We start from the raw sequence: 20,468 nt of genomic DNA on the forward strand, positions 1-20,468 counted from the left end.
GATGCGGATCGGTAGGTCCACGATCGCTGAGCACAGCCGCGAGCACCTCGGCCCGGAAGCCGGAGTTCACCCGGCCGATGGCATGGTCCCTCGCTCGTACTTTCGGCCGAGGAGACCTGATGGCGAAACCCCGGCTCAGAGAGTCCCGAGCCGGGGTTTCGCGCTGCTCCCCCACCAGGTTTCGATCCTGGTCTTCGAGATTCAAAGTCTCGCGGGCTGCCGATTACCCCATGGGGGATCATGGTTGCCCGGACAGTCTGCCATGAGTGGGGGCGGCGACCAGCTGAGGGGTTCCTAACCTACGGGTCCGTAGGTTACGGTTGCGTAGGTAAGCAGACCTCCGACCGAGGGAATACGCCGATGACTCCACCCGCCGTTGCCGCGCCGGAGGCGCCGAGCCGCACTGTGCAGGACGACGTACTCGATGTCGACACGGGCACGCTCGGGGGTGAGCAGAAGCAGGTGTGGGAGCAGATCGCGCTGGCACTGTTCATCGGGATTCCGTTCCTGGCGGTACTGGCCGCGGTGCCGATCGCGTGGGGCGGGTTCCTGGGGTGGCGCGACGTCGTGATCGCGGCGGTGTTCTACACGGTCTCCGGTCACGGGATCTCGATCGGTTTCCACCGGTTGTTCACGCACAAGTCGTTCAAGCCGAACCGGCCGATGAAGTACGCGCTGGCGATCGCCGGCTCGCTGGCCATCGAGGGTCCGGTGATCCGGTGGGTGGCCGATCACCGCAAGCACCACAAGTTCTCCGACCGCGACGGCGACCCGCACAGCCCGTGGAAGTACGGGAACTCGATCGGCGCGCTGACCAAGGGGTTCTTCCACGCCCACGTGGGCTGGTTGTTCGACACCGAGCAGACTCCGCAGCGGCAGTACGCGCCGGATCTGCTGAAGGACAAGGACATCATCCGGGTGTCGCGGATGTTCCCGCTGCTGGTGACGGTCTCGTTGCTGCTGCCGGCCGTGATCGGCGGCCTGTGGTCGATGTCGTGGCAGGGCGCGTTCACCGCGTTCTTCTGGGCCAGCCTGGTCCGGATCGCGCTGCTGCACCACGTGACCTGGTCGATCAACTCGATCTGTCACACGATCGGCGACCGGCCGTTCAAGAGCCGGGACAAGTCCGGCAACGTGTGGTGGCTGGCGATCCTGAGCCAGGGCGAGTCGTGGCACAACCTGCACCACTCGGACCCGACCTGCGCGCGGCACGGGGTGCTGAAGGGCCAGCTCGACACCTCCGCCCGGTGCATCTGGTTCTTCGAGAAGATGGGCTGGGTCAGCGACGTGCGCTGGCCGGTCAAGGAACGCCTGGAAGCCCGCCGCGTGGACGACGCACGCCGTACTCTGAAAGCGGCCTGACCGTAAAACTCCCACCGGCAACACCCGAAGTACGGCATGATGCTGACGTGATCTCGACGTGACGGAACCCAAACCGCGGCGGTCCGGCCGGATCCGGATGACCAGTGCCGAGCGTCGCGAGCAGCTCATCACGGTCGCCCGCGGCCTGTTCGCCCAGCGCGGCTACGAGGCGACCTCGGTGGAGGAGATCGCGGCCCGCTCCGAGGTCTCCAAGCCGGTCGTGTACGAACACTTCGGCGGCAAGGAAGGCCTGTACGCCGTTGTCGTGGACCGCGAGGTCCGCGCCCTGCTCGACGGTGTCACCGGCGCGCTGACCGCGGGCCGCGCGCACGAGCTGGTCGAGCAGGCGGCGCTGGCGTTGCTGGACTACATCGAGCACAACTCCGACGGCTTCCGGATCCTGGTCCGGGACTCGCCGGTCGGGTCGTCCACGGGGTCGTTCATCTCGATCCTGAGCGACGTCGGGACCCGGGTCGAGCACATCCTCGCCGAGAACTTCAAGCGGCGCGGTCTCGACCCGAAGAACGCCCCGATGTACGCCCAGATGCTGGTCGGCATGGTCGCGCTCACCGGTCAGTGGTGGCTCGACGCGCGCCGCCCGCGCAAGCAGGACGTCGCCGCTCACCTGGTCAACTTGGCCTGGAACGGCCTCGCGGGGCTCGAGGCGAAGCCGGTCCTGTCGACCCGCCCGCACAAGTAGCGGACCGCCCCCACTCACCAACCCCGGGAAAACGGCCCCGATCAGCCCACGCTGAGCGTGCGCCGGCATCCGCCGGAGAAGTTGGTGAGTGTCTGGGGTCCGCCGACCACGGTCGTACTGCGAAGTCCAACCGTGGCATGACCCGCAACCCACTCCGTCCGCCGTACGCTGGCCCGCATGACGGGGTTTCTGACCGCGCGGCCGCTGCCTGCGCGCAGCAAGGCGTTCGACCTGATGTTCGCGGGCGCCCTGTTCGTGTCGGCCGGTTTCCTGGGTCTCGCGCAGGCGAAGCTCGGCGGCATCGTCGGGCTGGCGATGATCGGCCCGCTGATCTGGCGCCGCACCCACCCCGAGGCAGTCTTCTTCGTCGTCTCCGGCCTCGCCGTCCTGCAGTGGCTGGCCGCCGTGGAGCTCCAGCCCGGCAACGTCGGCCTGCTCGTCGCCCTCTACGCGATCTCCGTGTACGGCGACGTCCGCCTGAGCCGGATCGCGCTCGGCATCGGCGGTCTCGGCGTACTGATGGCGACCTCCCGCTACTGGGCGAACGACGACTGGCGCCAGCAGGTGACCATGATGGTCGCCCTCGGCGCGCTCGTCTTCGGCGTCTGGGCTCTCGGCGAGCGCCGCCGGACCAGAGGCCTGTACGTCGCTCAGCTCGAGGAACGTGCTGTCCAGGCGGAACGTGATCGCGACCGCGAGTCCAAGCTCGCCGTCTCGGCCGAGCGGACCCGGATCGCTCGAGAGATCCACGACGTCGTCGCCCACGGCCTGTCGATCATGATCGTCCAGGCCGACGGAGGCCTGTACGCCGCCGACCAGTCCCCCGAGGCGGCCAAGAAGGCGCTCGCCACGATCGGCGACACCGGGCGGGCGAGCCTGACCGAGATGCGCAAGATGCTCGGCCTACTCAAAGCTGACGAGCAGCACGAACTCGACCCGAACCAGCCGCGCCCCCAGCCCGGCGTCTCCAGCCTGCCCGAGCTGATCGAGAACGTTCGCGAGGCCGGTCTGTCGGTCGCGTACCAGGTCACCGGCACGCCCCGCGATCTCCCCGCGCTGCTCGGACTGACGGCGTACCGGATCGTGCAGGAGGGTCTGACCAACACGCTGAAACACGCCGGGCCGGGCGCGAGCACCTCGGTCAGCCTGGACTTCGGGCGCGACGTACTGACCGTGGTGGTCACCGACGACGGCCGCGGTGGTGGCGTTGCCCCGAGCACCGAACCGGGTCACGGTCTGGTGGGGATGCGTCAACGCGCCTCGGTCTCGGGCGGTACGGTGAGCGCGGGACCGAAGGCGGGCGGCGGTTACGAGGTGATCGCCAAGCTCCCGTACCACCTGCCCAACGGAGGAGTGCAGTGAGCGAGACTGAAGATGTGATCCGGGTGTTCCTGGTGGACGACCAGGAGCTGGTCCGGGCCGGCTTCACGATGCTCGTGGACTCCCAGCCCGACATGCGGGTGGTCGGGCAGGCGGGTGACGGCGGCGAGGCGGTCGAGAAGATCTCGGTGACCGCGTGCGACGTCGTCCTGATGGACGTCCGGATGCCCCGCCTGGACGGCGTCCAGGCCACCAACCAGCTGCAGTCGTTGCCGAAGGCACCGAAGGTGATCGTGCTGACCACCTTCGACCTGGACGAGTACGCGTTCGCCGCGATCAAGGCCGGTGCGGCCGGCTTCCTGCTGAAGAACACACCGCCGGCCGATCTGCTGTCGGCGATCCGCCAGGTGCACTCCGGCGACGCCGTCGTCTCCCCCAGTACGACGAAGCGGCTGCTCGAGCATTTCGCCGGATCCCTTCCTGATCAGGGAGTCGAGCGCCCCGACCTGGCCGAGCTGACCGCCCGGGAGCGCGAGGTGCTGGTCGAGGTCGCGCGCGGTCTGTCGAACACCGAGATCGCGACGCTGTTCACGTTGTCCGAGGCAACCGTGAAGACCCACATCGGCCGCATCCTGGCCAAGACCGGCCTGCGCGACCGGGTCGCCCTGGTCGTCCTCGGGTACGAGACCGGGCTCGTCCGGCCGACCAAGTAATACCCAGGTACTACACCGAAGACGTTCCCTGGTCCGACGTACCGGGCCGGCGATTTCACTACCTTGAGTTGCAGGACAGGGCGGGCCTGTCGACGGAACCAGGGAGTGACATGAGTTTGCAGACCGGTGAGCTTGCGGCAGGGCGGCTGCCGCAGGACGGGATGCCCCGGACGGCGATCCGCGCACACGAGCTGCGCAAGGTGTACGGCCAGGGCGACACCGCCGTGGCCGCGCTGGACGGTGTGTCGGTCGACTTCGCGGTCGGCAACTTCACCGCGATCATGGGCCCGTCCGGCTCCGGCAAGTCGACGCTGATGCACTGCCTGGCCGGCCTGGACACGCCGACCGGTGGTCAGGTCCTGCTCGGCGAGACCGAGCTGACCCAGCTGCCCGACTCGGAGCTGACCAAGATCCGCCGGGACCGGATCGGCTTCGTCTTCCAGTCCTTCAACCTGCTGCCGATGCTGTCCGCCAAGGACAACATCCTGCTCCCGCTCGAGCTCGGCAGCCGCAAGCCCGATCAGCAGTGGCTGGCCACGCTGGTCGACGTACTGGGCCTGAAGGACCGCTTGACCCACCGCCCGTCGGAGCTGTCCGGTGGTCAGCAGCAGCGCGTCGCCGTGGCGCGGGCGCTGGTCGGTCGGCCCGAGGTCGTGTTCGCCGACGAGCCGACCGGCAACCTGGACTCGCGGTCCGGCGCGGAGGTTCTCGGCTTCCTGCGCCGCAGTGTCCGCGAGTTCGGTCAGACCGTGGTGATGGTGACCCACGATCCGCTGGCCGCGTCGTACGCGGACCGCGTCGTGATGCTTGCCGACGGCAAGCTTGCGGGCGAGCTGTACGACCCGAAGCCGGAGACCGTTCTCGACGCGCTGCGCCAGCTGGGGGCCTGACGTGCGACGTTCCCTGCTCTCCTCGTTGCGCGCCCATCTGGGCCGCTTGGTCGCCGCGTGTCTGGCGATCGTGCTGGGGGTCGGCTTCGGCGCCCTGGCGATGACCGCGCACTCGTCGGCTTCCCATGGCATCGACGAGACGATCGGCGCACAGTACAAGGGTGTCGACGCCTACGCGTCCCCTGACAATGCGGAGATCACACCGGCCGCGCTGGCCAAGGTGAAGGCGCTTCCGCAGGTCGCCGAGTCCGTGGCGATCACGACCGCCTACATGGAAACCAGCTTCCCGGGGCTGGTTCGCCCGGTGTCACTGCCGATCGATGCCCTGCACAACACCACTCAGATCGCCGTCCCCAGTACGACGGCCGGCCGGTTGCCCACCGCAACCAATGAGATCGCATTGCCGAACAAGCTCGCGGCCAAGCACAACGTGGCCGTTGGTCAGTCGCTGCGGATCACGTCGTACGACCAGAAGTCCTGGACCGTGAAGATCGTCGGCCTGATCGACGACAAGAGCGCGTTCGGGCAGGGAGCCGCGGTCGCCACCGAGGCCGCCGTGAAGACGTTCGAGCCGAAGGGTTTCACCCAGGGTGTCGAGGTCGCCGGGAAGGCCGGTACCAGCCAACAGGCGGTGGCTGATGCCGTGCAGGCCGCGGTCGGCAGCGGGATCCAGGTCTACACCGGCAAGGCGTGGATCGAGCACGAGGTGAAGAACTACACCAACGGGATCGACGTCCTTGGTGGCGTGTTCGGTATGTTCGCCGTCATCGCGCTCTTCGTCGCCTGCCTGGTCATCAGCAACACCTTCACGATCGTGATCGCCCAGCGGACCCGCGAGATGGCGCTGCTGCGCTGTGTCGGCGCCTCCAAGCGGCAGGTGTTCTCCTCCGTGCTCGCCGAGGCGACCGTGGTCGGGGTGATCGCCTCGGCCATCGGAGTGGTCTTCGGAGTCGCGCTGTCGGCGCTCGCGCTGGCACTGTCCCGTGAGTTCGACTGGGGTATCCCGCCGGTCTCGCTGCACCTCGGGATGGCTTCGATCTTCCTGCCGCTGCTGCTCGGCACGATCGCCACGATCGCGGCAGCCGTCGTACCGGCTCGTCGTGCGACCAAGGTCGCGCCGCTGGCTGCGCTGCGGCCCGAGGCCGCGCCCGTCGCTGCCTCCAAGCGTGGGATCGTCCGGATCGTCTTCGGGTTCCTGCTCCTCGCCGCCGGCGGCGCGCTGCTGGCCTACGCGGCGAGCGATCACAACGTGATCGCCGGTGTCGGCGGCGGCGTGGTCTCGTTCCTCGGCGTGCTGGCGCTCGGGACGCTCCTGGTCCCGGCGCTGATCCGGGTACTCGGCGCGCTGCCGGCGCGGACCGGCGTACCGTCGCGGATCGCCGTCGCGAACGCGGTCCGGAACCCGAAGCGTACGGCGGCCACGACCGCGGCCCTGCTCATCGGCGTGACGCTGATCAGCCTGACCTGTGTCGGGATCGCGTCGGTGCGCAAGACCTTCGACGTGTCGATGGACGGGCAGTACCCGGTCGATCTGACGGTCTCGACGTACAACGAGAAGATGCCCGCCGGGGCCGAGCAGCAGCTCCGGTCGATCAAGGGCATCACCCAGGTCGTGCCGATCAAGCAGATCAAGATCAAGACCAAGGGCGAGGAGTTCCAGGTCACCGGGATCGACCAGACGACCGCCGGTACCGTCATCCACAACCCGACGCTGGTGAACGACCTCCAGCCCGGTACGGCGCTCGTCGACTACGGGACGCTGTCCCGGCTGAACCTGGAAGAGGGCGCGAAGGTCGCGATCGTCTCCGGCAAGAACACACTCACCGTGACACTCAAGCGTGGCCTCGGCCTGGAACCGTTCAACCTGACCGCGACCGACCTCGCCAAGCTGGCACCGAACGCACCCGTCACCAGCTACTGGCTGGCCTCGGACCCGAAGGCGGACGGCGGCAAGATCATCGACTCGGTGAGCCAGTCGCTGCCGTCGGTGAAGGAGCTCGGGGTCAGCGGCGGCCTGGCGAAGCGGACGGCGTACACGAAGATCTTCGACGTACTCCTTGCCGTCGGCATCGGTCTGCTCGGCGTCTCGGTGCTGATCGCCCTGGTCGGCGTCGGCAACACGCTCAGCCTGTCGGTCCTGGAACGGACGCGGGAGAACGCGTTGCTCAGGGCAATGGGTCTGACCCGGCGCCAGCTGCGCAGCATGCTAGCGATCGAATCGTTGCTGATGGCACTGGTTGCCGCCGGCCTCGGGATCGCGCTCGGGCTGATCTACGGCTGGACCGGTACCAGTGCCCTGATGGGTGGTCAGACGGTCGACGGGAAGGTCCAGTACGCCGTACCGGTCGGGCTCCTGGTCGCGATCGCGGCAATTGCCGCCGTGGCCGGTCTGCTCGCCTCGGTCCTGCCCGCCCGCCGGGCCGCCAAGGTCGCACCGGCGGGGGCATTGGCCACCGAGTAACCGAGAGCTAGTGGCTCGCCCGGCTTGAGGGGGCTGGGCGAGCCACTGTACGTCTACACGAATTCGATCCGGTTCCCGTGGCCGTCGGCGGTATGAAAGCGCCGGCGGCCCGGGATCGTTTCGTTGTCCCAGGCAACTGGATAGCCGCACGCCTCGAGCTGCGCGGCCAGGCTGTCCAGGTCGTCGACTTGCAGTGCTGGATGGGCCTTCCGCGCCGGCCGGAAGTCCTGCTCGACGCCGATGTGGAGCTCGGCGTCATCGAGGCGGAACCAGCAACCGCCGCGAGCTTTGAGGAGCTCGGGCTTCTCGACCTCGGTCATGCCGAGGGCGTCGCGGTAGAACGCGCGGGCGACCTCCTCGCCGCCGGGCGGACAGGAGACCTGCACGTGGTCGAGCCTCATGCGAGCTTCTGCGCTACTGCGAAGATCCGGCGGAACGGGAGCAACGTCCCATAGTCGCGCTGCGGATAAGCCTCGGCCAGGCGAGCGCCGTACTCGGCCTCGAAGTCCTTGCGCAGCTCGTCCGGCAGCGACTGCAGCACCGGCCGCGCCCCCGTTCCCTTCACCCACTCCAGTACGGCGTTGTCACCCTGCAGCAGGTGGAAGTACGTCGTCTCCCACGCATCCACGGCGCAACCCTCAGCGCTCAGTACGTCGACATAGTCGGCCGGGCCAGGAACGTCGGGGCGCAACGACCGGTCGCGCGCGAACTCGGCGTACGGGTCCTTGCCGGCGAGCTCGCGGAGGATCGCGTGCGACGGGGCGTTGCCGTTGCCGGGGATCTGGATCGCGAGCCAGCCGCCGGGGCGGAGCGCCTTGACGAAGCCGGGCAGCAGGTCGAGCTGCTCGGGAACCCATTGCAGGGTCGCGTTCGTGACGATCACGTCGAGGCTGCCCTCGGGCGCCTCCCACTCCCGTACGTCGGCCAACTCGAAGCTGAGGTGGTCATCGGCGTACTGCGCCGCGGCTTCGAGCATCTGCGGGGAGCTGTCCAGGCCGACGATGGTTGCCGTCGGCCACGTTTCGCGCAGGGTCGCGGTGAGGGCGCCGGGGCCGCAGCCGAGGTCGGCGACGGTCTTCACCTCGTCGGCCCGGACGCGGCGGACGAGGTCGGCGAAGGGGCGGCCGCGCTCGTCGGCGTACGTGCCGTACTGCTCGGGGCTCCAGACGGGGGACGTGCGCATGCTTGGCACCTTCTCTGCTCTGCGGGGATTTATCTTGACGTCGAGATATCTTAGGCATCGCAGGTCTCTTGATGTCAAGAGTTTTGATGGCGTACGCTCACAGGCATGGAAGACGAGGTCGACCGGCTACTCGAAGCCTGGCGCCGGGAGCGTCCGGACCTCGACGTGACCCCGATGGAGGTCCTGTCGCGGGTCAGCCGGCTCGCGCGGCACCTGGATCGGGCACGCAGTCAGGCGTTCGAGACCCACGGACTCGAGTCGTGGGAGTTCGACGTACTGGCGGCGTTGCGGCGAGCGGGATCGCCGTACCAGCTGTCTCCCGGGAAGCTCCTGAAGGAGACCCTGGTGACGTCGGGGACGATGACGAACCGGGTCGATCGGCTCACCGCTCGCGGTCTGGTCGAGCGGCTTCCGGATCCGGCCGACCGGCGCGGCGTGCTGGTCCAGCTGACCGATGCCGGGCGGGACGCGGTAGATGCGGCCATGGCCGATTTGCTGGCGCACGAGCGGACACTGCTCGGCGCGATCAGCGTCCGCGACCAGGCGCGGATCGCCCAGTTGTTGCGCGAACTCGTCCGGCCGTTCGATCTGGAAAAGCACTGATGGGTGTTTGTATACACATTCCGAAGAATTCCGCCGCAATTCTGTGAAACCACAGACCGTCACTTCGTATCTCCCGAATCGTTGCTAGTTGCAACGAGATCGAGAGACTGCTGTAGCGGACCTCTATCGACACTGAGTGACCGAGGCCACTAGGGTCCTTACTGTCGGTGGTGAATCGACTACAAAACGTTAACGACACGGTGACTTCGGCGGCTAGAGGTGGTTCGCCGAAAGCGATCGTGTGGTGTCCGGGGCTCGGGGCCCGGACAACGCCGGTCGGCACGGGGCCCGCTCACCCTTGGTGGCGCGCCCTCCGAATCACAGGGGATCGGAGGGCGCGCCGCCTCATTTCCGGGGCCTTTGGGTTTGATCAGATCGGAATTGTTTTATTCGGCCCGTTCGGCGGCGTCGAACCACTGCGTTTCGAGTTCGGCGCGCTCGTCGCCGAGTTTGCGCAGATCGGCGTCCAGTTCGGCCAGCCGCTCGTAGTTGCTCGCGTTCGCGGCGATCTGGTCGTGCAGCTTCGCCTCGGACTCGGTGAGCTTGGCGATCTGCCGCTCGATCCGGTTCAGCTCCTTCTTCGCCGCCCGCACCACCGCCGCGTCCACCGGCTGTTCTGCCGGTGTGTTGTCGACGGCCACGACGGGCCTGCTCTCCGTACGACGCGTGGCCCCGCCCGCCTCGAGGTCCTCGATGTACTGGTCGACGCCGCGCGGCAGATGCCGGACCCGGCCGTCACCCATGATCGCGTAGACCATGTCGCTGACCCGCTCCAGGAAGTACCGGTCGTGCGTGACCGTGACGACGACACCCGGCCAGCTGTCGAGGAAGTCCTCCAGCACGGTCAGCGTCTCGACGTCCAGATCGTTGGTCGGCTCGTCGAGGATCAGTACGTTCGGCTCGTCGAGCAGGATCCGCAGCAGCTGCAACCGCCGCCGCTCACCACCGCTCAGGTCCGAGATCCGCGTGGTCAGCCGATCCCCGGTGAACCCGAACCGCTCCAGCAACTGCGAGCTCGTCATCTCACCACCGTGGCCGGCCAGCGCCGCCGTGTTCTTGATGGCGCTGATGTGATCGAGAACCGTCACCGATCCGTTGATCTCCTCGAGATGCTGCGACAGGTTGGCCACCCGGACCGTCTTGCCTTGCTTGACCACACCGTGGTCCGGCGGCAGCAACCCGGTCAGCACCTTGAGGAACGTCGTCTTGCCGGCCCCGTTCGGCCCCAGCAACCCGATCCGGTCCGCCGGGCCGAGCCGGAACGTCACGTGATCGAGCATCACCCGATCGCCGAACTGCAGGCTCACGTCCTCCGCGTCGAACACGTCCTTGCCGAGCCGCGCCGTCGCCAGCTTCGACAACGCCAGCTTGTCGCGAGGCTCAGGCTCGTTCGCGATCAGCTCGTTCGCCGCATCGATCCGGAACTTCGGCTTGCTCGTCCGCGCCGGCGCCCCGCGCCGCAGCCAGGCCAGCTCCTTCTTCAGAAGGTTCTGCCGCTTGACCTCACTGACCTGAGCGCTCCGCGTCCGCTCCGCCTTCGCGAGCACATAAGCGGCGTACCCGCCCTCGTACGACGAGATATTGCCGCCCTGCACCTCCCACGTGTTGGTGCACACCGCGTCGAGGAACCACCGGTCGTGTGTCACCACGACAAGCGCGCCGGCCCGGTCCACCACATGCTGAGCCAGCCAGTTGACCGCCTCGATGTCCAGGTGGTTCGTCGGCTCGTCCAGCACCAGCAGGTCGACCTCGGTCATCAGCAGCTTCGCCAACGAAGCCCGCCGCCGCTCCCCACCACTGAGCGTGCCCACCTTGGCCTCAAGGTCGACCTCACCCAGCAAGTGCTCCATCACCGACCGTGCCCGCGGATCAGCCGCCCACGTATAGGTCTCAACATCCCCAAGCACCGCATGCAGCACCGTCTCGCCCGGGTCCAGCTCATCCGTCTGCCCCAAGAACCCCAGCCGCAGATCCCGGTTGTGCGTGATCCGCCCGCTGTCCGGCTCCTCCCGCCGCGCCAGCACCTGCAGCAACGTCGACTTCCCGTCCCCGTTGCGCCCCACCACGCCAATCCGGTCGCCCCGTCCCACCCCCAGGCTGACGGCATCCAGCAATACACGAGTCCCGAAGCCCTTGGACACAGCTTCCAGGTTGACCAAATTAGCGGCAGCCATAACCGCCCCACCCTATCCGACCCCCAAACCCCGCCGATCAGCTCCTGCCGAAACGCCCCAACCACCTCACGAAGGAACGTGACCTCCGCCGTCTCTCCCCTGGCGGCGCCTCGAAGGGCACCATGTCGCTCCACTCCCATTCCAACCGGCCAGCCTGCGCGCACTCGGACAAGTAGTTCAGGACGTCGGTCGCGTCAGCGTCGGGCGGGATGTCGATCGCCACCAGACGACCGTTAGTCCATTCCAGGAGTAGCCCGGTCCGCGCACAGATCGCATCGACCTCCGCAGCAATCTCCGCCACGTCCTCGTCCCGCTCATCCACCAGCAGCGCCCGAAAGACATGGCGCCCCGACCGCTCCACCACCTCGACCACCGTCGAACCATCCGCACACAGCCGAACCACATCCCGCAAACCAACCCCGTACGCCCGAAGCGGCACACAGCACACCTCCGCCAGATCCCCCTCCATCCGCCGAAGCCACACCTGCTCCCACTCCCCCTCAAACCCGAACGGCCCCAACGCAATCCGCGCCACCCAGTCCGTCTCCCCTCGCAACACCGGCTCGCCATGCACCGTGATCCGCATCGTCTACAACGCTCCTGCCGGATAGCCCAGGTGTGGCCCTCCACCGCGTCTGAAGACCCGCCATGCCTCGACAACACCAGAACAGTCCGGGAAAACCTCAATCTCCAAGTCGCCCTCCAGCCGTACATCCAGGCGTCCCGCGGTCCCCAGCTCAACTTCCAGAACCTCAGGCGACCTCGCCTCCAGGATCCCCGTCAGCACCTTCGCCCGAGCATCGAAGACCGTCGTGTACTGAGCGAACGCCGCCGCCCGGTCACCCGTCTCCGGGTATTGCATATCGGCCGACCCCAGGACCGTCGTACCGGCGTGCAGAACCCGGAACGGACACTGCAGATGAAGCGACACCTCGGCGCCGTCAGCCCGACGAAACCCGACCTCGCCCATGTCCAGCGTGCGCGTCACCGACGTACCCCCCGATCCCATCAGCAACCCAGCAACATCCTCAGCGTTCACCGAACCTCCTGTCAGGTTGCCCAGGGCATCGACCTGTGGGCGTCGTCGTACTGGATTTTTGTGATGTGGCTGTGATCCAACCAAATGGGGAATGGCGGCGTCTATCTGTGCGGCGGGCTCACTGGGAGCCCTTGCATACGAGGGGAAATCACTACCATGCACGTTCGTTCTCAGTTGGTTCGCCGGGTCGCTGCTACCGCCGCGGGCCTCGGTCTCGCCGCCGGCGCGGTTGTCGGGATCGTCGGCGCCACGTCCGCCAGCGCTGATGTCAAGACCACCACCGTCGCCGCCTCCACCGCCGCGGTCAAGAAGACCGTCACCATCGACGCCTCCGACTGGATCGTCCCGGCCAACGCCAAGGTCCGCTACTTCGGCAAGACCACCGGCATCGCCAAGAACACCACGGTCCAGGTCCAGCGCCTCGACGGCAAGAAGTGGGTCAACTTCCCCGCGACCACCAAGGTCACCTCCAAGGGCACCTACTCGGTCTACGTCCAGACCTCCCGCATCGGCAAGAACTACTTCCGCGTCGCCGTCGCCGGCCTCGTCACCAAGCAGCAGTACCTCGAGATCACCAAGAAGTGATCCCACCCGCAGCGCCCGCCGTCCCCCACAGACGCCGGGCGCTGCCTGCGTTCCAGGCACCTCACGCCTCTTCCGGAAACTCCGCGTCGAACTCCCGCAGCTTCTCGAAGAGAACCCGTAGCACCACCGCTTCCTCCGCGGCACCGCGTTCCGCCGAAACAGACCAGGTGCCCGGCCGATCCGGGAGGGCGATCCGCAGGATCAGCGCCTCCCAGCCCAGGTTCCAGCCAGTACCCATCCCATCGGCCAACCAGCGCTGGAAGTCCCGCAGCCAGTCCGCGTCCCCGCCGTACTGCCAGCCTCGGAAGAAGGCGGCGTACATGACGAACGACCCGTCGACTCCGGCCATCCTCGGACGCACCTCCAGCTGCTCAAGCAGCCATCGTCTAGACGTCACCCGAAAGCCTCACGTCGTCGTGGGTCCACGTATCTGCGAGCACACGGCTCATCACGGGATCCGGCGATTCGGTCAGGTACGGCGTCTCGTCCGGGTCACGCACTGTCGCAGTCACCGGTACGCCGAACAGCCCCCAGGGGTGGATCGCGTTGGCCAAGAGACCGTCCAGCCGGAGGTCGGCGTACTCGGGTTCCCACCAGACCGCGAACGTCCGCTGCAAGTCATCCGGACGAACAGCCAGCCAAACGCCGTACGTAAGCGTGTGTTCGTGTTCCAACTGGATCCGGAGCAGCGCCCGCACAAACGGGCCCGCCCCAGGCACCTGCATCATCACGGACTCCCGCGCCGTCCCATGACTCATCCAAGTCCCCGGCGTCCGCTCCCCCTCCGGCAACTCCACCACCGGATCCGGCAGCGTGAACCGCAAATTACGATGCGCCTCGTCGATCGGCCGCCCACAACTACACATCTCCCCCGCCATACCCACACTCTCTCCCAACCGGCTGCCCGAAGGCCAGCTCCGTAACCCAGGCACTGGTACGCGGCTGCCTCGTCAGTGGGTATGCGCGCCCCGGTCCGGGTTGTAGCGGCGATACATGTCGCGATCGCGCCAGGTGTCTGTGAAGGCGTCGAGCATTGCTGCGTACTGGCGGGGGTAGCTGACGTTGGCGGGGGTTGCGAGGTGGCGGGCGATGGCATTTTGTACGACGGACCAGCGCAGGTCGTGCATCAGATAGGTGATGAGTTCGGTCGTACCGCCCTTGATGGGGTTGAGGAGGGAGATGAGGACGGACTCGAACCGCGGGCGATGCGTGGGGTGTTGGTGGATCAGGTGGAGCGCCAGGTCCATGCCGGTTTCGAGGACGGTGGCGTCGACCGTGGTCTCGTGGTGGGTCTGCCGGATGGCTCTGAGCAGAGCCCGGAGGGCGACGAGAGGGTCGTCATGAGTGGCCTGTACGGCGATCAGCCGTTCGGCGGCCGTGGTCCGGACTCGGCGGGTTCGGGCGTGGCTGACGAGGGCCTGGAGGACGACGGGTTCGAAAGTGGCGACGACGACGCGGCGCTGTAGCCAGTCGGTCCAGGACGGGAGAGCGTCGATCGCCGCGTGATGTGGAAGGACCTCGAAGGGCTCAAGAGTTTCCAGGTCGGCGAGACGCTGGTTGGGAAGCGCGCGGAACTTCGGCGGCAGGATGTCGACCCAAGCGCGACCGTCTCTCCAGTGGTGATCGAGGGCTGCTAGGACCCATCGATACCGCGAGGTTTGGGTCGGGCTCAGCCCTGATGACCTCGCGAAGGAGGTCTCGATCGGCGTCGAGGATCGTGCGCTGGTAGATCCGCCAGCGCACGTGTTCGTCGGAGATGTCCGCGGTGGGCATGCCGGCGCGCTCAGTCAGCTGCTGCCACGGGTCAGCCATCGTCGGGTTCCTCCTCGTCACACTTGATCAGGAACAGATCGTACGAGTCCTTCGCTACGAGATCCCGTACGGCGGCAACGACCGAATCCGCACCTGGTTCGCGGATGATGAGGTCGTCCACTCCGACGAAGTAGGCACCGCTGGCGTACTCGCCGGTGGTGCGCCAGCGGTCCATCAGGCGACGGACTTCGTCGAGGGTGAAGACGGTTGCGGTCCAGGTGCCTTTGCCGGGGACCTCGATGAACGCGTCGACGTTGCACACCTCGTCGAGGCGTTCGTCCGAACCGAGCAGCAGGCGCAGGACAAAGGCCGGGTCGGTGAAGACGTGGTACGGCGTCTCATAGGTCCAGCCGGTAGTCATCGGGCTCCGTTGAGGTGGGTTAGGTATTCGTTTTCGTTGAGGGGGTTGCCGTCGGTGCGGGGGCGGGCGGGGTAGGGGGTTGGGGTGGGGGCGTGGGTGGTGGAGGTGGTGGTGAGGAGGGCTTCGCCGTGGGTTTGGGTGGGGAGGTGGGACTCGAAGGTGTGGGTGGTGGCGGCGGGGAGGGTGCCTTGGAGGTGGGCTGAGGTTGGGGTGAGGGCTGTGGAGGTGAGGGTGCCGTGGTTTTCGGCGAGGAGGGCCAGGACTCGGGAGAGGGAGTCGGCGGGGATGTCGAGGTCGAAGTGGTTGATGGGTTCTAGGACTGTGGTGTCGGCCGCGGCGATCGCCTGGAGCAGTAGGGGCGGGACCAGGCGGCGGAAGTCGGCGGCTGTGGTGACGGGGCTGAAGTAGGCGGTGTGGGTGAGGTCTACGCGGATGTTGGGGATCTCCCAGCCGTAGAGGCCCTGGGCGAGGGTTTGGCGGACCGTTTCCTCGATGGCGGTGTGGAAGGCGCGTGGGAGGCCGCCGAGTTCGACCGCCAGGCGGTAGTCGACGCCTTCGTCGTGGGGTGCGACGCGGAAGCCCAGGCCGGCGGCCCAATGGTTGCCGGGGGCACTGATGTCGCGGTGGGAGGTACCGGTGCCGTTGAGGCGTTCGATGTAGATGGGACTGGTCTGGCTGAAGGTCACGTCGAGGCCGTACTCGGTCTCCAGCAGTGACGCGATGACCTCCTTCTGAACCTCGCCGTACAGGCGGACGGTGATGTCCGCGGCCTGGTGGACCTGGATGAGCGGGTCCTGCTCGGCGAGTTGGGTGAGGGCCTGGAAGAGCTTGACACGGTCGCGAGCGGTGACGACGGTCTCCAGGGTGGGTCGCGCGAAGAGGTTGCCCACAGCATCAGCCGGTACGCCGAGTTGGTCGCCGATCCGGATGTCCTTCAGACCGCGCAGCGCCACGATCTGACCCGCTTCCGCCGACGAGACGGTACGACGGGAGCCGTCGTCGTACAGGTCGATCGCACTCGGACGGATCTGGTACGCCGGTCCGTCGGCGGGATGGACGTCGACGGGCGAACGGGCGGTGAGGGTGCCGGCGAAGATGCGGGCCGAGGCGAGCTTCTGACCGGCGGGACCCCGCTCGACCTTGAAAACCTTGGCTCGCAAGGGATCCCCAGAGGCAGCGGTTGCCACCGGCAACCAGGATCGAATACCCGAAATGAGTTCCGGTACCCCGATGCCGGTCATCGCGGAACCGAAGTACACCGGGTGAGCACGACCCAAGGCGACCTGACGACGGAGTTCGCGCGAGTGATCCGCAGGCTGCAGATCATCCTCCAGATAACGCCGCAGAAAGCTGTCGTTGCGCTCAGCAAGGAATTCACCGAAGTCGGAGGGGAGAGCGTCAACAGCAGCGGCCCGGGTGCCCAGATCGCTTACCGCACACATCGGCAAGGCGTCTGGGGTGAGCAGCCGGTGGATGTCAGCGAGGAGAGAGTCGTAGCGGGCACCGACGCGGTCGATCTTGTTCACGAAGAGCAGCGTCGGGATCCGCAGGCGCGTCAACGTACGCATCAGCAGGCGGGTCTGGGCCTGGACGCCCTCGACCGCGGACAGCACCAGTACGGCGCCGTCCAGCACGGAGAGCGCCCGTTCGACCTCGGCGATGAAGTCGGAGTGGCCGGGGGTGTCGATCAGGTTGACCGGGAGGTCGCCCAGGGTGAACGAGACCACGGCGCTGCGGATGGTGATGCCGCGGCGGCGTTCCAGGTCCATGGAGTCGGTCTGGGTGTTGCCGTCGTCGACCCGGCCGACGTGGTCGATGATGCCGGCGGCGTACAGGAGCCGCTCGGTCAGGCTGGTCTTACCGGCGTCGACATGCGCCACGATACCCATCGTCAAAGAGTTCAACGGTCCTCGCGAATGCTTCGAAGTGAACTGTCCTGGTCAGGCAGATCACTGAGCACCGCATGCCGTTCTCCTTCTCCGTCCGATGGGTCATCAGCAAGCTAGCACCGGCCGCGGCGGACCGCGACCGAATTTCAGCGGGAGACGGAGGTGGGGAGGATTCGGGCGCCGGGGACGGGAGCTTCGGCTTGGCGGACCATGCGGCAGAGGCCGGACTCGGAGAGTTCGACGGCCAGGTCGACGGCAGAGCGGGAGTCGGCGGCGAGGAAGAGGCAGGTGGGGCCGGAGCCGGAGATCATGGCGGCGAGGGCGCCTTGGTCGAGGCCGAACTGGAGGGTTTCGCCGAGTTCGGGGCGCAGTGAGAGGGCCGCGGCCTGGAGGTCGTTGCTGAGGGCAATGGCCAGCGCCTCGGGGCGGCCGGAGAGCAGGGCGGACATCAGTTCGGGGCGGACCTGTGGTGGTTCGACTCGGCGGAGCGGGCGGAGGCGGTCGAGCTCCTGGTAGACCGCAGGGGTCGAGAGGCCGCCGTCGGCGATCGCGAAGACCCAGTGGAAGACGCCGCGCGACATGACCTCGGTGACCTGCTCGCCGCGGCCACGGCCGAGGGCGGTGTGGCCGACGAGGCAGAACGGTACGTCGCTGCCCAGCTCGGCGGCATGTCCTTGCAACTCGGTCTGGGAGAGCTGCAGCCCCCACAGCCGGTTGCACGCGACCAGCGTCGCCGCGGCGTCGGTCGAGCCGCCGGCCATCCCACCGGCGACCGGGATGGTCTTCCGGATGGTGAGGTCGACGCCTTCCTCAACGTCGTACTCGGCCTGCAGCAGGCGGGCCGCCCGGACCGCGAGGTTGGTGTCGTCGGTCGGGACCTCGGCCGCGAAGTCACCGACGACCTCGACCGAGATCGCCGGGTCGTCGTCCCGCAGTACGGCGGTCACGTCGTCGTACAGGGCAACGGCCTGGTAGACCGTGGCCACCGGGTGGAAGCCGTCCGGCAACGGCGGACCGACCGACAGACCCAGGTTGATCTTGGCCGGCGCCCGCACCGTCACCTCAGCAGAAGGGGACACGGGCACAGGCTAGTGCCTCATCGAGGGCGGATGGTGCCATTGGCGGTGTTCCAGTCGTTCGTTGGCAAGGCGGAGGAGGAGAGCAATGCGGAGCATTGCGCGACGACGACAACGCAGCCAGCGGGCGTCTGGGGCGCCGCCAGGGGTGCCAGCTGCCCTTGATGAGGCACTTGGCCTCAGGCAGGTGATACGGAGTGAGCTGCGCCTGCGAGGGCGGCGAACTCGGCGATTCCCAGCATCTCGCCACGGAGTCCCGGGTCGATGCCTGTGATGCGGAACACCTCGTCGAGCTGGGCGCGGTCCGGCATCCAGCGGGCGAGCGCCGAGCGGACGGTCTTGCGGCGCTGCGAGAACGCTCCCTCGATCACCGCGAACACCTCTTCGCGCGATGCCTCGGTGGCCGGAGGTTCGCGCCGCGAGAAGGCGACGAGCCCGGAATCGACGTTCGGAGCCGGCCAGAACACGTTCCGCCCGACCGGTCCGGCGCGTCGGACGTCGGCGTACCAGGCGGCTTTGGCGGACGGTACGCCGTACGTGCGCGAACCGGGCCCGGCCGCCAGCCGGTCGGCCACCTCGGACTGGACCATCACCAGCCCGTGCTGCAGCGACGGTGAGACGCGCAGGAGGTGCAGCAGGACCGGTACGGCGACGTTGTACGGAAGGTTCGCCACACAAGCCGTCGGTTCGCCGATCTGGTCGGCGGTGACTGTCATCGCGTCCGCCTCGACCACCGTGAACGCGGCCGCCTGATCAGGCACGTACGTCGCGATCGTGTCCGGGAGTGCGGTCGCCAGCACGTGGTCGATCTCGACCGCGGTGACTCGGTGGCCCTCGGCAAGCAGTGCCAGCGTCAGCGACCCGAGCCCCGGGCCGACCTCCAGCACGGTCTCGCCGTCGGACAGCTCCGCGGCGCGCACGATCCGGCGGACCGTGTTCGGGTCGATCACGAAGTTCTGGCCGCGCTGCTTGGTCGGGCGGACGCCGAGCGCGGCGGCCAGTGAACGCACTTCAGCCGGACCGAGGAGTCTCGGTCCGGCTGAGGTGGATGAATCAGACGAGGTCACCTCGTCAGTCTTGCAGACAACAACCGTCAGGCCTTCTTGCCACAGACCGGCCAGTCACTGTAGCTACCGCCGCGCGCTGCGCGGACCTTCTCGGCGATCGCGATCTGCTGGGCCTTGCTCGCCAGGTGGGCGTTCGGCGCATACGCGTGGCCACCGTAGGCGGCCCAGGTGCCGCTGCTGAACTGCAGACCACCGTAGTACCCGTTGCCGGTGTTGGCGGCCCAGTTGCCACCGGACTCACATGCCGCGATCCGGTCCCAGGCGCCGCCGTTACTGCTCGCGGGCGGCTCGGGGGCCTCAGGCTTGGCCTTGGTGCCGACAGTGACCTCTTCGTCGACAGCCTCGGTCAGCACCTTGCTGGTCACAACCTTGGTGGCGCTCAGCTTTCCGTCCAGGTACGTGTACAGGTAGGTGACGCTCTTGGAGCCGCTCTTGCCCGGGGCGGTGACCTTCTTGGTGCCCTCGAGCATCGTGGCCGACTCGGTCTTGTCACTGCCGAAGGCGACCTTCTCGGTCCGGGTGACCTGCTTGAGGTCGACCTTGACGAAGCCGATCGTGTTCACGGCGCCCTGCTTCAGCACGGAGGCCGGAGCCGGGGTGATCTTGTCGTCCTTGTCCCACGCGATCTTCGCGGCGGTCAGGGCCTCACCGACGGTCGAGACCATCAGCTTGGAGGTGACGGCCTTGCCCTGCCGGACGATCGAGACGGTCTTCGGGGTCTTCACGACCAGGTCCAGCCCCTCGCGCCCGAGCGGCGCGCTGCGGCTGGTGGAGAAGAAGGCCGAACTGTCGTAGCGCAGACCCAGATCGGCGAGTGCCTCGGAGACGGTGTCGGCCGTCGTCCAGAAGGCCTTCTTGACGCCGTCGGCGTTCACAGTCAGCTGGCGGCCGTACTGCACCGCGATCTCCTGACCGTCCTGCAGCTTCGAGTCCATGGACGGCGCGACCACGTCGTGGTCACCGACCTGAACTTTTTCGGCCTTGAGGGCGTCGGAGACGGTGGAGCCGAAGGTGTGGACCTTCTGCACCTGACCGTCGATGGAGAGGCTGACCGTCTTGCTCTTCGTGGCGTAGGCCACGGAACCACCCACGACGGCGATCGCGGCTGTCAGTCCGACAGCAGCGATGATCGACTTACGCACTAAAGCTCCCAGGTAGGGCTACCCGGGCACGAGGTGGGACAGCACAGGCACCGGTCACAGACTCCGGACTGGTGGTCCGGCGACCTTGATC

The 20,468-nt window shown here is 67.4% G+C and carries 22 protein-coding genes; 9 read left to right on the forward strand and 13 right to left on the reverse strand.

Features of this window, described 5'->3' with window-relative positions:
• Window positions 1–360: 360 nt before the first annotated feature.
• The 6 genes from ACIA49_RS19050 to ACIA49_RS19075 all read left to right on the forward strand — a co-directional run bounded on the left by ACIA49_RS19050 (window position 361) and on the right by ACIA49_RS19075 (window position 7,446).
• Window positions 361–1,362, forward strand: a complete 1,002-nt coding sequence (locus tag ACIA49_RS19050; protein WP_396378510.1) for an acyl-CoA desaturase — start codon at window positions 361–363, stop codon at window positions 1,360–1,362.
• Window positions 1,363–1,420: 58 nt separating this feature from the next.
• Window positions 1,421–2,062, forward strand: coding sequence for a TetR/AcrR family transcriptional regulator (locus ACIA49_RS19055; protein ID WP_396378511.1), 642 nt, complete (start codon window positions 1,421–1,423; stop codon window positions 2,060–2,062).
• 177 nt (window positions 2,063–2,239) lie between these two features.
• Window positions 2,240–3,424, forward strand: a complete 1,185-nt coding sequence (locus ACIA49_RS19060) for a sensor histidine kinase (protein ID WP_396378512.1) — start codon at window positions 2,240–2,242, stop codon at window positions 3,422–3,424.
• Window positions 3,421–4,095, forward strand: a complete 675-nt coding sequence (locus tag ACIA49_RS19065) for a response regulator transcription factor (protein ID WP_396378513.1) — start codon at window positions 3,421–3,423, stop codon at window positions 4,093–4,095. Before ACIA49_RS19060 ends, ACIA49_RS19065 begins: the two co-directional genes overlap by 4 nt.
• A gap of 161 nt (window positions 4,096–4,256) precedes the next feature.
• Window positions 4,257–4,985, forward strand: a complete 729-nt coding sequence (locus ACIA49_RS19070) for an ABC transporter ATP-binding protein (RefSeq protein WP_396378556.1) — start codon at window positions 4,257–4,259, stop codon at window positions 4,983–4,985.
• A gap of 1 nt (window position 4,986) precedes the next feature.
• Window positions 4,987–7,446: an ABC transporter permease gene (locus ACIA49_RS19075; protein WP_396378514.1), complete on the forward strand. Its 2,460-nt coding sequence runs from the start codon at window positions 4,987–4,989 to the stop codon at window positions 7,444–7,446.
• A 53-nt stretch (window positions 7,447–7,499) separates the two neighbouring features.
• Here ACIA49_RS19075 and ACIA49_RS19080 read toward each other — a convergent pair whose 3' ends face one another.
• Together ACIA49_RS19080 and ACIA49_RS19085 are read right to left on the reverse strand one after the other, a co-directional pair.
• Window positions 7,500–7,847 carry a VOC family protein gene (locus ACIA49_RS19080; RefSeq protein WP_396378515.1) on the reverse strand — a complete coding sequence of 116 codons (348 nt, stop codon included), beginning with the start codon at window positions 7,845–7,847 and terminating at the stop codon, window positions 7,500–7,502.
• On the reverse strand, window positions 7,844–8,629 hold the full coding sequence (locus tag ACIA49_RS19085) for a methyltransferase domain-containing protein (RefSeq protein WP_396378516.1): 786 nt from the start codon (window positions 8,627–8,629) through the stop codon (window positions 7,844–7,846). The genes ACIA49_RS19080 and ACIA49_RS19085 overlap by 4 nt, the downstream gene beginning before the upstream one ends.
• A 105-nt stretch (window positions 8,630–8,734) precedes the next feature.
• Here ACIA49_RS19085 and ACIA49_RS19090 point away from each other — a divergent pair, with 105 nt between their 5' ends.
• Window positions 8,735–9,232, forward strand: a complete 498-nt coding sequence (locus ACIA49_RS19090) for a MarR family winged helix-turn-helix transcriptional regulator (protein ID WP_391546059.1) — start codon at window positions 8,735–8,737, stop codon at window positions 9,230–9,232.
• 386 nt (window positions 9,233–9,618) lie between these two features.
• Here the strand turns inward: ACIA49_RS19090 and ACIA49_RS19095 are convergent, their stop codons facing one another.
• Genes ACIA49_RS19095 through ACIA49_RS19105 form a run of 3 tightly spaced genes read right to left on the reverse strand, consistent with a single transcriptional unit; the run spans window position 9,619 to window position 12,445 of the window.
• Window positions 9,619–11,406 carry an ABC-F family ATP-binding cassette domain-containing protein gene (locus ACIA49_RS19095; RefSeq protein ID WP_396378517.1) on the reverse strand — a complete coding sequence of 596 codons (1,788 nt, stop codon included), beginning with the start codon at window positions 11,404–11,406 and terminating at the stop codon, window positions 9,619–9,621.
• 37 nt (window positions 11,407–11,443) lie between these two features.
• Complete coding sequence (locus ACIA49_RS19100) at window positions 11,444–11,992, reverse strand: DUF4265 domain-containing protein (RefSeq protein ID WP_396378518.1); 549 nt, start codon at window positions 11,990–11,992, stop codon at window positions 11,444–11,446.
• A gap of 3 nt (window positions 11,993–11,995) precedes the next feature.
• Window positions 11,996–12,445, reverse strand: a complete 450-nt coding sequence (locus ACIA49_RS19105; protein WP_396378519.1) for a hypothetical protein — start codon at window positions 12,443–12,445, stop codon at window positions 11,996–11,998.
• A 156-nt stretch (window positions 12,446–12,601) separates the two neighbouring features.
• Between ACIA49_RS19105 and ACIA49_RS19110 the strand changes: the two genes are divergently transcribed.
• A complete protein-coding gene (locus tag ACIA49_RS19110) occupies window positions 12,602–13,030 on the forward strand; it encodes a hypothetical protein (RefSeq protein ID WP_396378520.1) in 429 nt (142 codons plus the stop codon).
• 61 nt (window positions 13,031–13,091) lie between these two features.
• Here the strand turns inward: ACIA49_RS19110 and ACIA49_RS19115 are convergent, their stop codons facing one another.
• The 3 genes from ACIA49_RS19115 to ACIA49_RS19125 all read right to left on the reverse strand — a co-directional run bounded on the left by ACIA49_RS19115 (window position 13,092) and on the right by ACIA49_RS19125 (window position 14,277).
• Window positions 13,092–13,379 carry a hypothetical protein gene (locus ACIA49_RS19115; protein WP_396378521.1) on the reverse strand — a complete coding sequence of 96 codons (288 nt, stop codon included), beginning with the start codon at window positions 13,377–13,379 and terminating at the stop codon, window positions 13,092–13,094.
• 37 nt (window positions 13,380–13,416) lie between these two features.
• Window positions 13,417–13,908 carry a DUF2199 domain-containing protein gene (locus ACIA49_RS19120; RefSeq protein WP_396378522.1) on the reverse strand — a complete coding sequence of 164 codons (492 nt, stop codon included), beginning with the start codon at window positions 13,906–13,908 and terminating at the stop codon, window positions 13,417–13,419.
• A gap of 72 nt (window positions 13,909–13,980) precedes the next feature.
• On the reverse strand, window positions 13,981–14,277 hold the full coding sequence (locus ACIA49_RS19125) for a hypothetical protein (RefSeq protein WP_396378523.1): 297 nt from the start codon (window positions 14,275–14,277) through the stop codon (window positions 13,981–13,983).
• On the opposite strand from ACIA49_RS19125, the gene ACIA49_RS19130 reads away from it, so the two are divergent.
• Window positions 14,260–14,496: a hypothetical protein gene (locus ACIA49_RS19130; protein WP_396378524.1), complete on the forward strand. Its 237-nt coding sequence runs from the start codon at window positions 14,260–14,262 to the stop codon at window positions 14,494–14,496. The two genes, ACIA49_RS19125 and ACIA49_RS19130, sit on opposite strands and share 18 nt — an antisense overlap.
• Before the next feature lie 338 nt (window positions 14,497–14,834).
• On the opposite strand, the gene ACIA49_RS19135 is transcribed toward ACIA49_RS19130, so the two are convergent.
• The 5 genes from ACIA49_RS19135 to ACIA49_RS19155 all read right to left on the reverse strand — a co-directional run bounded on the left by ACIA49_RS19135 (window position 14,835) and on the right by ACIA49_RS19155 (window position 20,377).
• On the reverse strand, window positions 14,835–15,203 hold the full coding sequence (locus ACIA49_RS19135; protein ID WP_396378525.1) for a hypothetical protein: 369 nt from the start codon (window positions 15,201–15,203) through the stop codon (window positions 14,835–14,837).
• Window positions 15,200–17,092, reverse strand: coding sequence for a GTP-binding protein (locus tag ACIA49_RS19140; RefSeq protein ID WP_396378526.1), 1,893 nt, complete (start codon window positions 17,090–17,092; stop codon window positions 15,200–15,202). The genes ACIA49_RS19135 and ACIA49_RS19140 overlap by 4 nt, the downstream gene beginning before the upstream one ends.
• A gap of 146 nt (window positions 17,093–17,238) precedes the next feature.
• Window positions 17,239–18,177 (reverse strand): 4-(cytidine 5'-diphospho)-2-C-methyl-D-erythritol kinase, encoded by a 939-nt coding sequence (locus ACIA49_RS19145; protein ID WP_396378527.1) that lies wholly within the window; start codon window positions 18,175–18,177, stop codon window positions 17,239–17,241.
• Between the two features lie 170 nt (window positions 18,178–18,347).
• Complete coding sequence (rsmA, locus tag ACIA49_RS19150; protein WP_396378528.1) at window positions 18,348–19,235, reverse strand: 16S rRNA (adenine(1518)-N(6)/adenine(1519)-N(6))-dimethyltransferase RsmA; 888 nt, start codon at window positions 19,233–19,235, stop codon at window positions 18,348–18,350.
• Between the two features lie 26 nt (window positions 19,236–19,261).
• Window positions 19,262–20,377: a transglycosylase family protein gene (locus tag ACIA49_RS19155; protein ID WP_396378529.1), complete on the reverse strand. Its 1,116-nt coding sequence runs from the start codon at window positions 20,375–20,377 to the stop codon at window positions 19,262–19,264.
• Between the last annotated feature and the right edge of the window lie 91 nt (window positions 20,378–20,468).

The organism is Kribbella sp. NPDC051587 (assembly GCF_044453945.1).
Classification (GTDB): Bacteria; Actinomycetota; Actinomycetes; order Propionibacteriales; family Kribbellaceae; genus Kribbella.

Coding starts and splice junctions, on each gene's coding strand:
- ACIA49_RS19050 (WP_396378510.1), top strand. CDS start 361: ATGACTCCACCCGCCGTTGCCGCGCCGGAGGCGCCGAGCCGCACTGTG.
- ACIA49_RS19060 (WP_396378512.1), top strand. CDS start 2,240: ATGACGGGGTTTCTGACCGCGCGGCCGCTGCCTGCGCGCAGCAAGGCG.
- ACIA49_RS19070 (WP_396378556.1), top strand. CDS start 4,257: ATGCCCCGGACGGCGATCCGCGCACACGAGCTGCGCAAGGTGTACGGC.
- ACIA49_RS19080 (WP_396378515.1), bottom strand. CDS start 7,847: ATGAGGCTCGACCACGTGCAGGTCTCCTGTCCGCCCGGCGGCGAGGAG.
- ACIA49_RS19085 (WP_396378516.1), bottom strand. CDS start 8,629: ATGCGCACGTCCCCCGTCTGGAGCCCCGAGCAGTACGGCACGTACGCC.
- ACIA49_RS19090 (WP_391546059.1), top strand. CDS start 8,735: ATGGAAGACGAGGTCGACCGGCTACTCGAAGCCTGGCGCCGGGAGCGT.
- ACIA49_RS19095 (WP_396378517.1), bottom strand. CDS start 11,406: ATGGCTGCCGCTAATTTGGTCAACCTGGAAGCTGTGTCCAAGGGCTTC.
- ACIA49_RS19100 (WP_396378518.1), bottom strand. CDS start 11,992: ATGCGGATCACGGTGCATGGCGAGCCGGTGTTGCGAGGGGAGACGGAC.
- ACIA49_RS19110 (WP_396378520.1), top strand. CDS start 12,602: ATGCACGTTCGTTCTCAGTTGGTTCGCCGGGTCGCTGCTACCGCCGCG.
- ACIA49_RS19115 (WP_396378521.1), bottom strand. CDS start 13,379: ATGGCCGGAGTCGACGGGTCGTTCGTCATGTACGCCGCCTTCTTCCGA.
- ACIA49_RS19120 (WP_396378522.1), bottom strand. CDS start 13,908: ATGGCGGGGGAGATGTGTAGTTGTGGGCGGCCGATCGACGAGGCGCAT.
- ACIA49_RS19125 (WP_396378523.1), bottom strand. CDS start 14,277: ATGGACCTGGCGCTCCACCTGATCCACCAACACCCCACGCATCGCCCG.
- ACIA49_RS19135 (WP_396378525.1), bottom strand. CDS start 15,203: ATGACTACCGGCTGGACCTATGAGACGCCGTACCACGTCTTCACCGAC.
- ACIA49_RS19140 (WP_396378526.1), bottom strand. CDS start 17,092: ATGGGTATCGTGGCGCATGTCGACGCCGGTAAGACCAGCCTGACCGAG.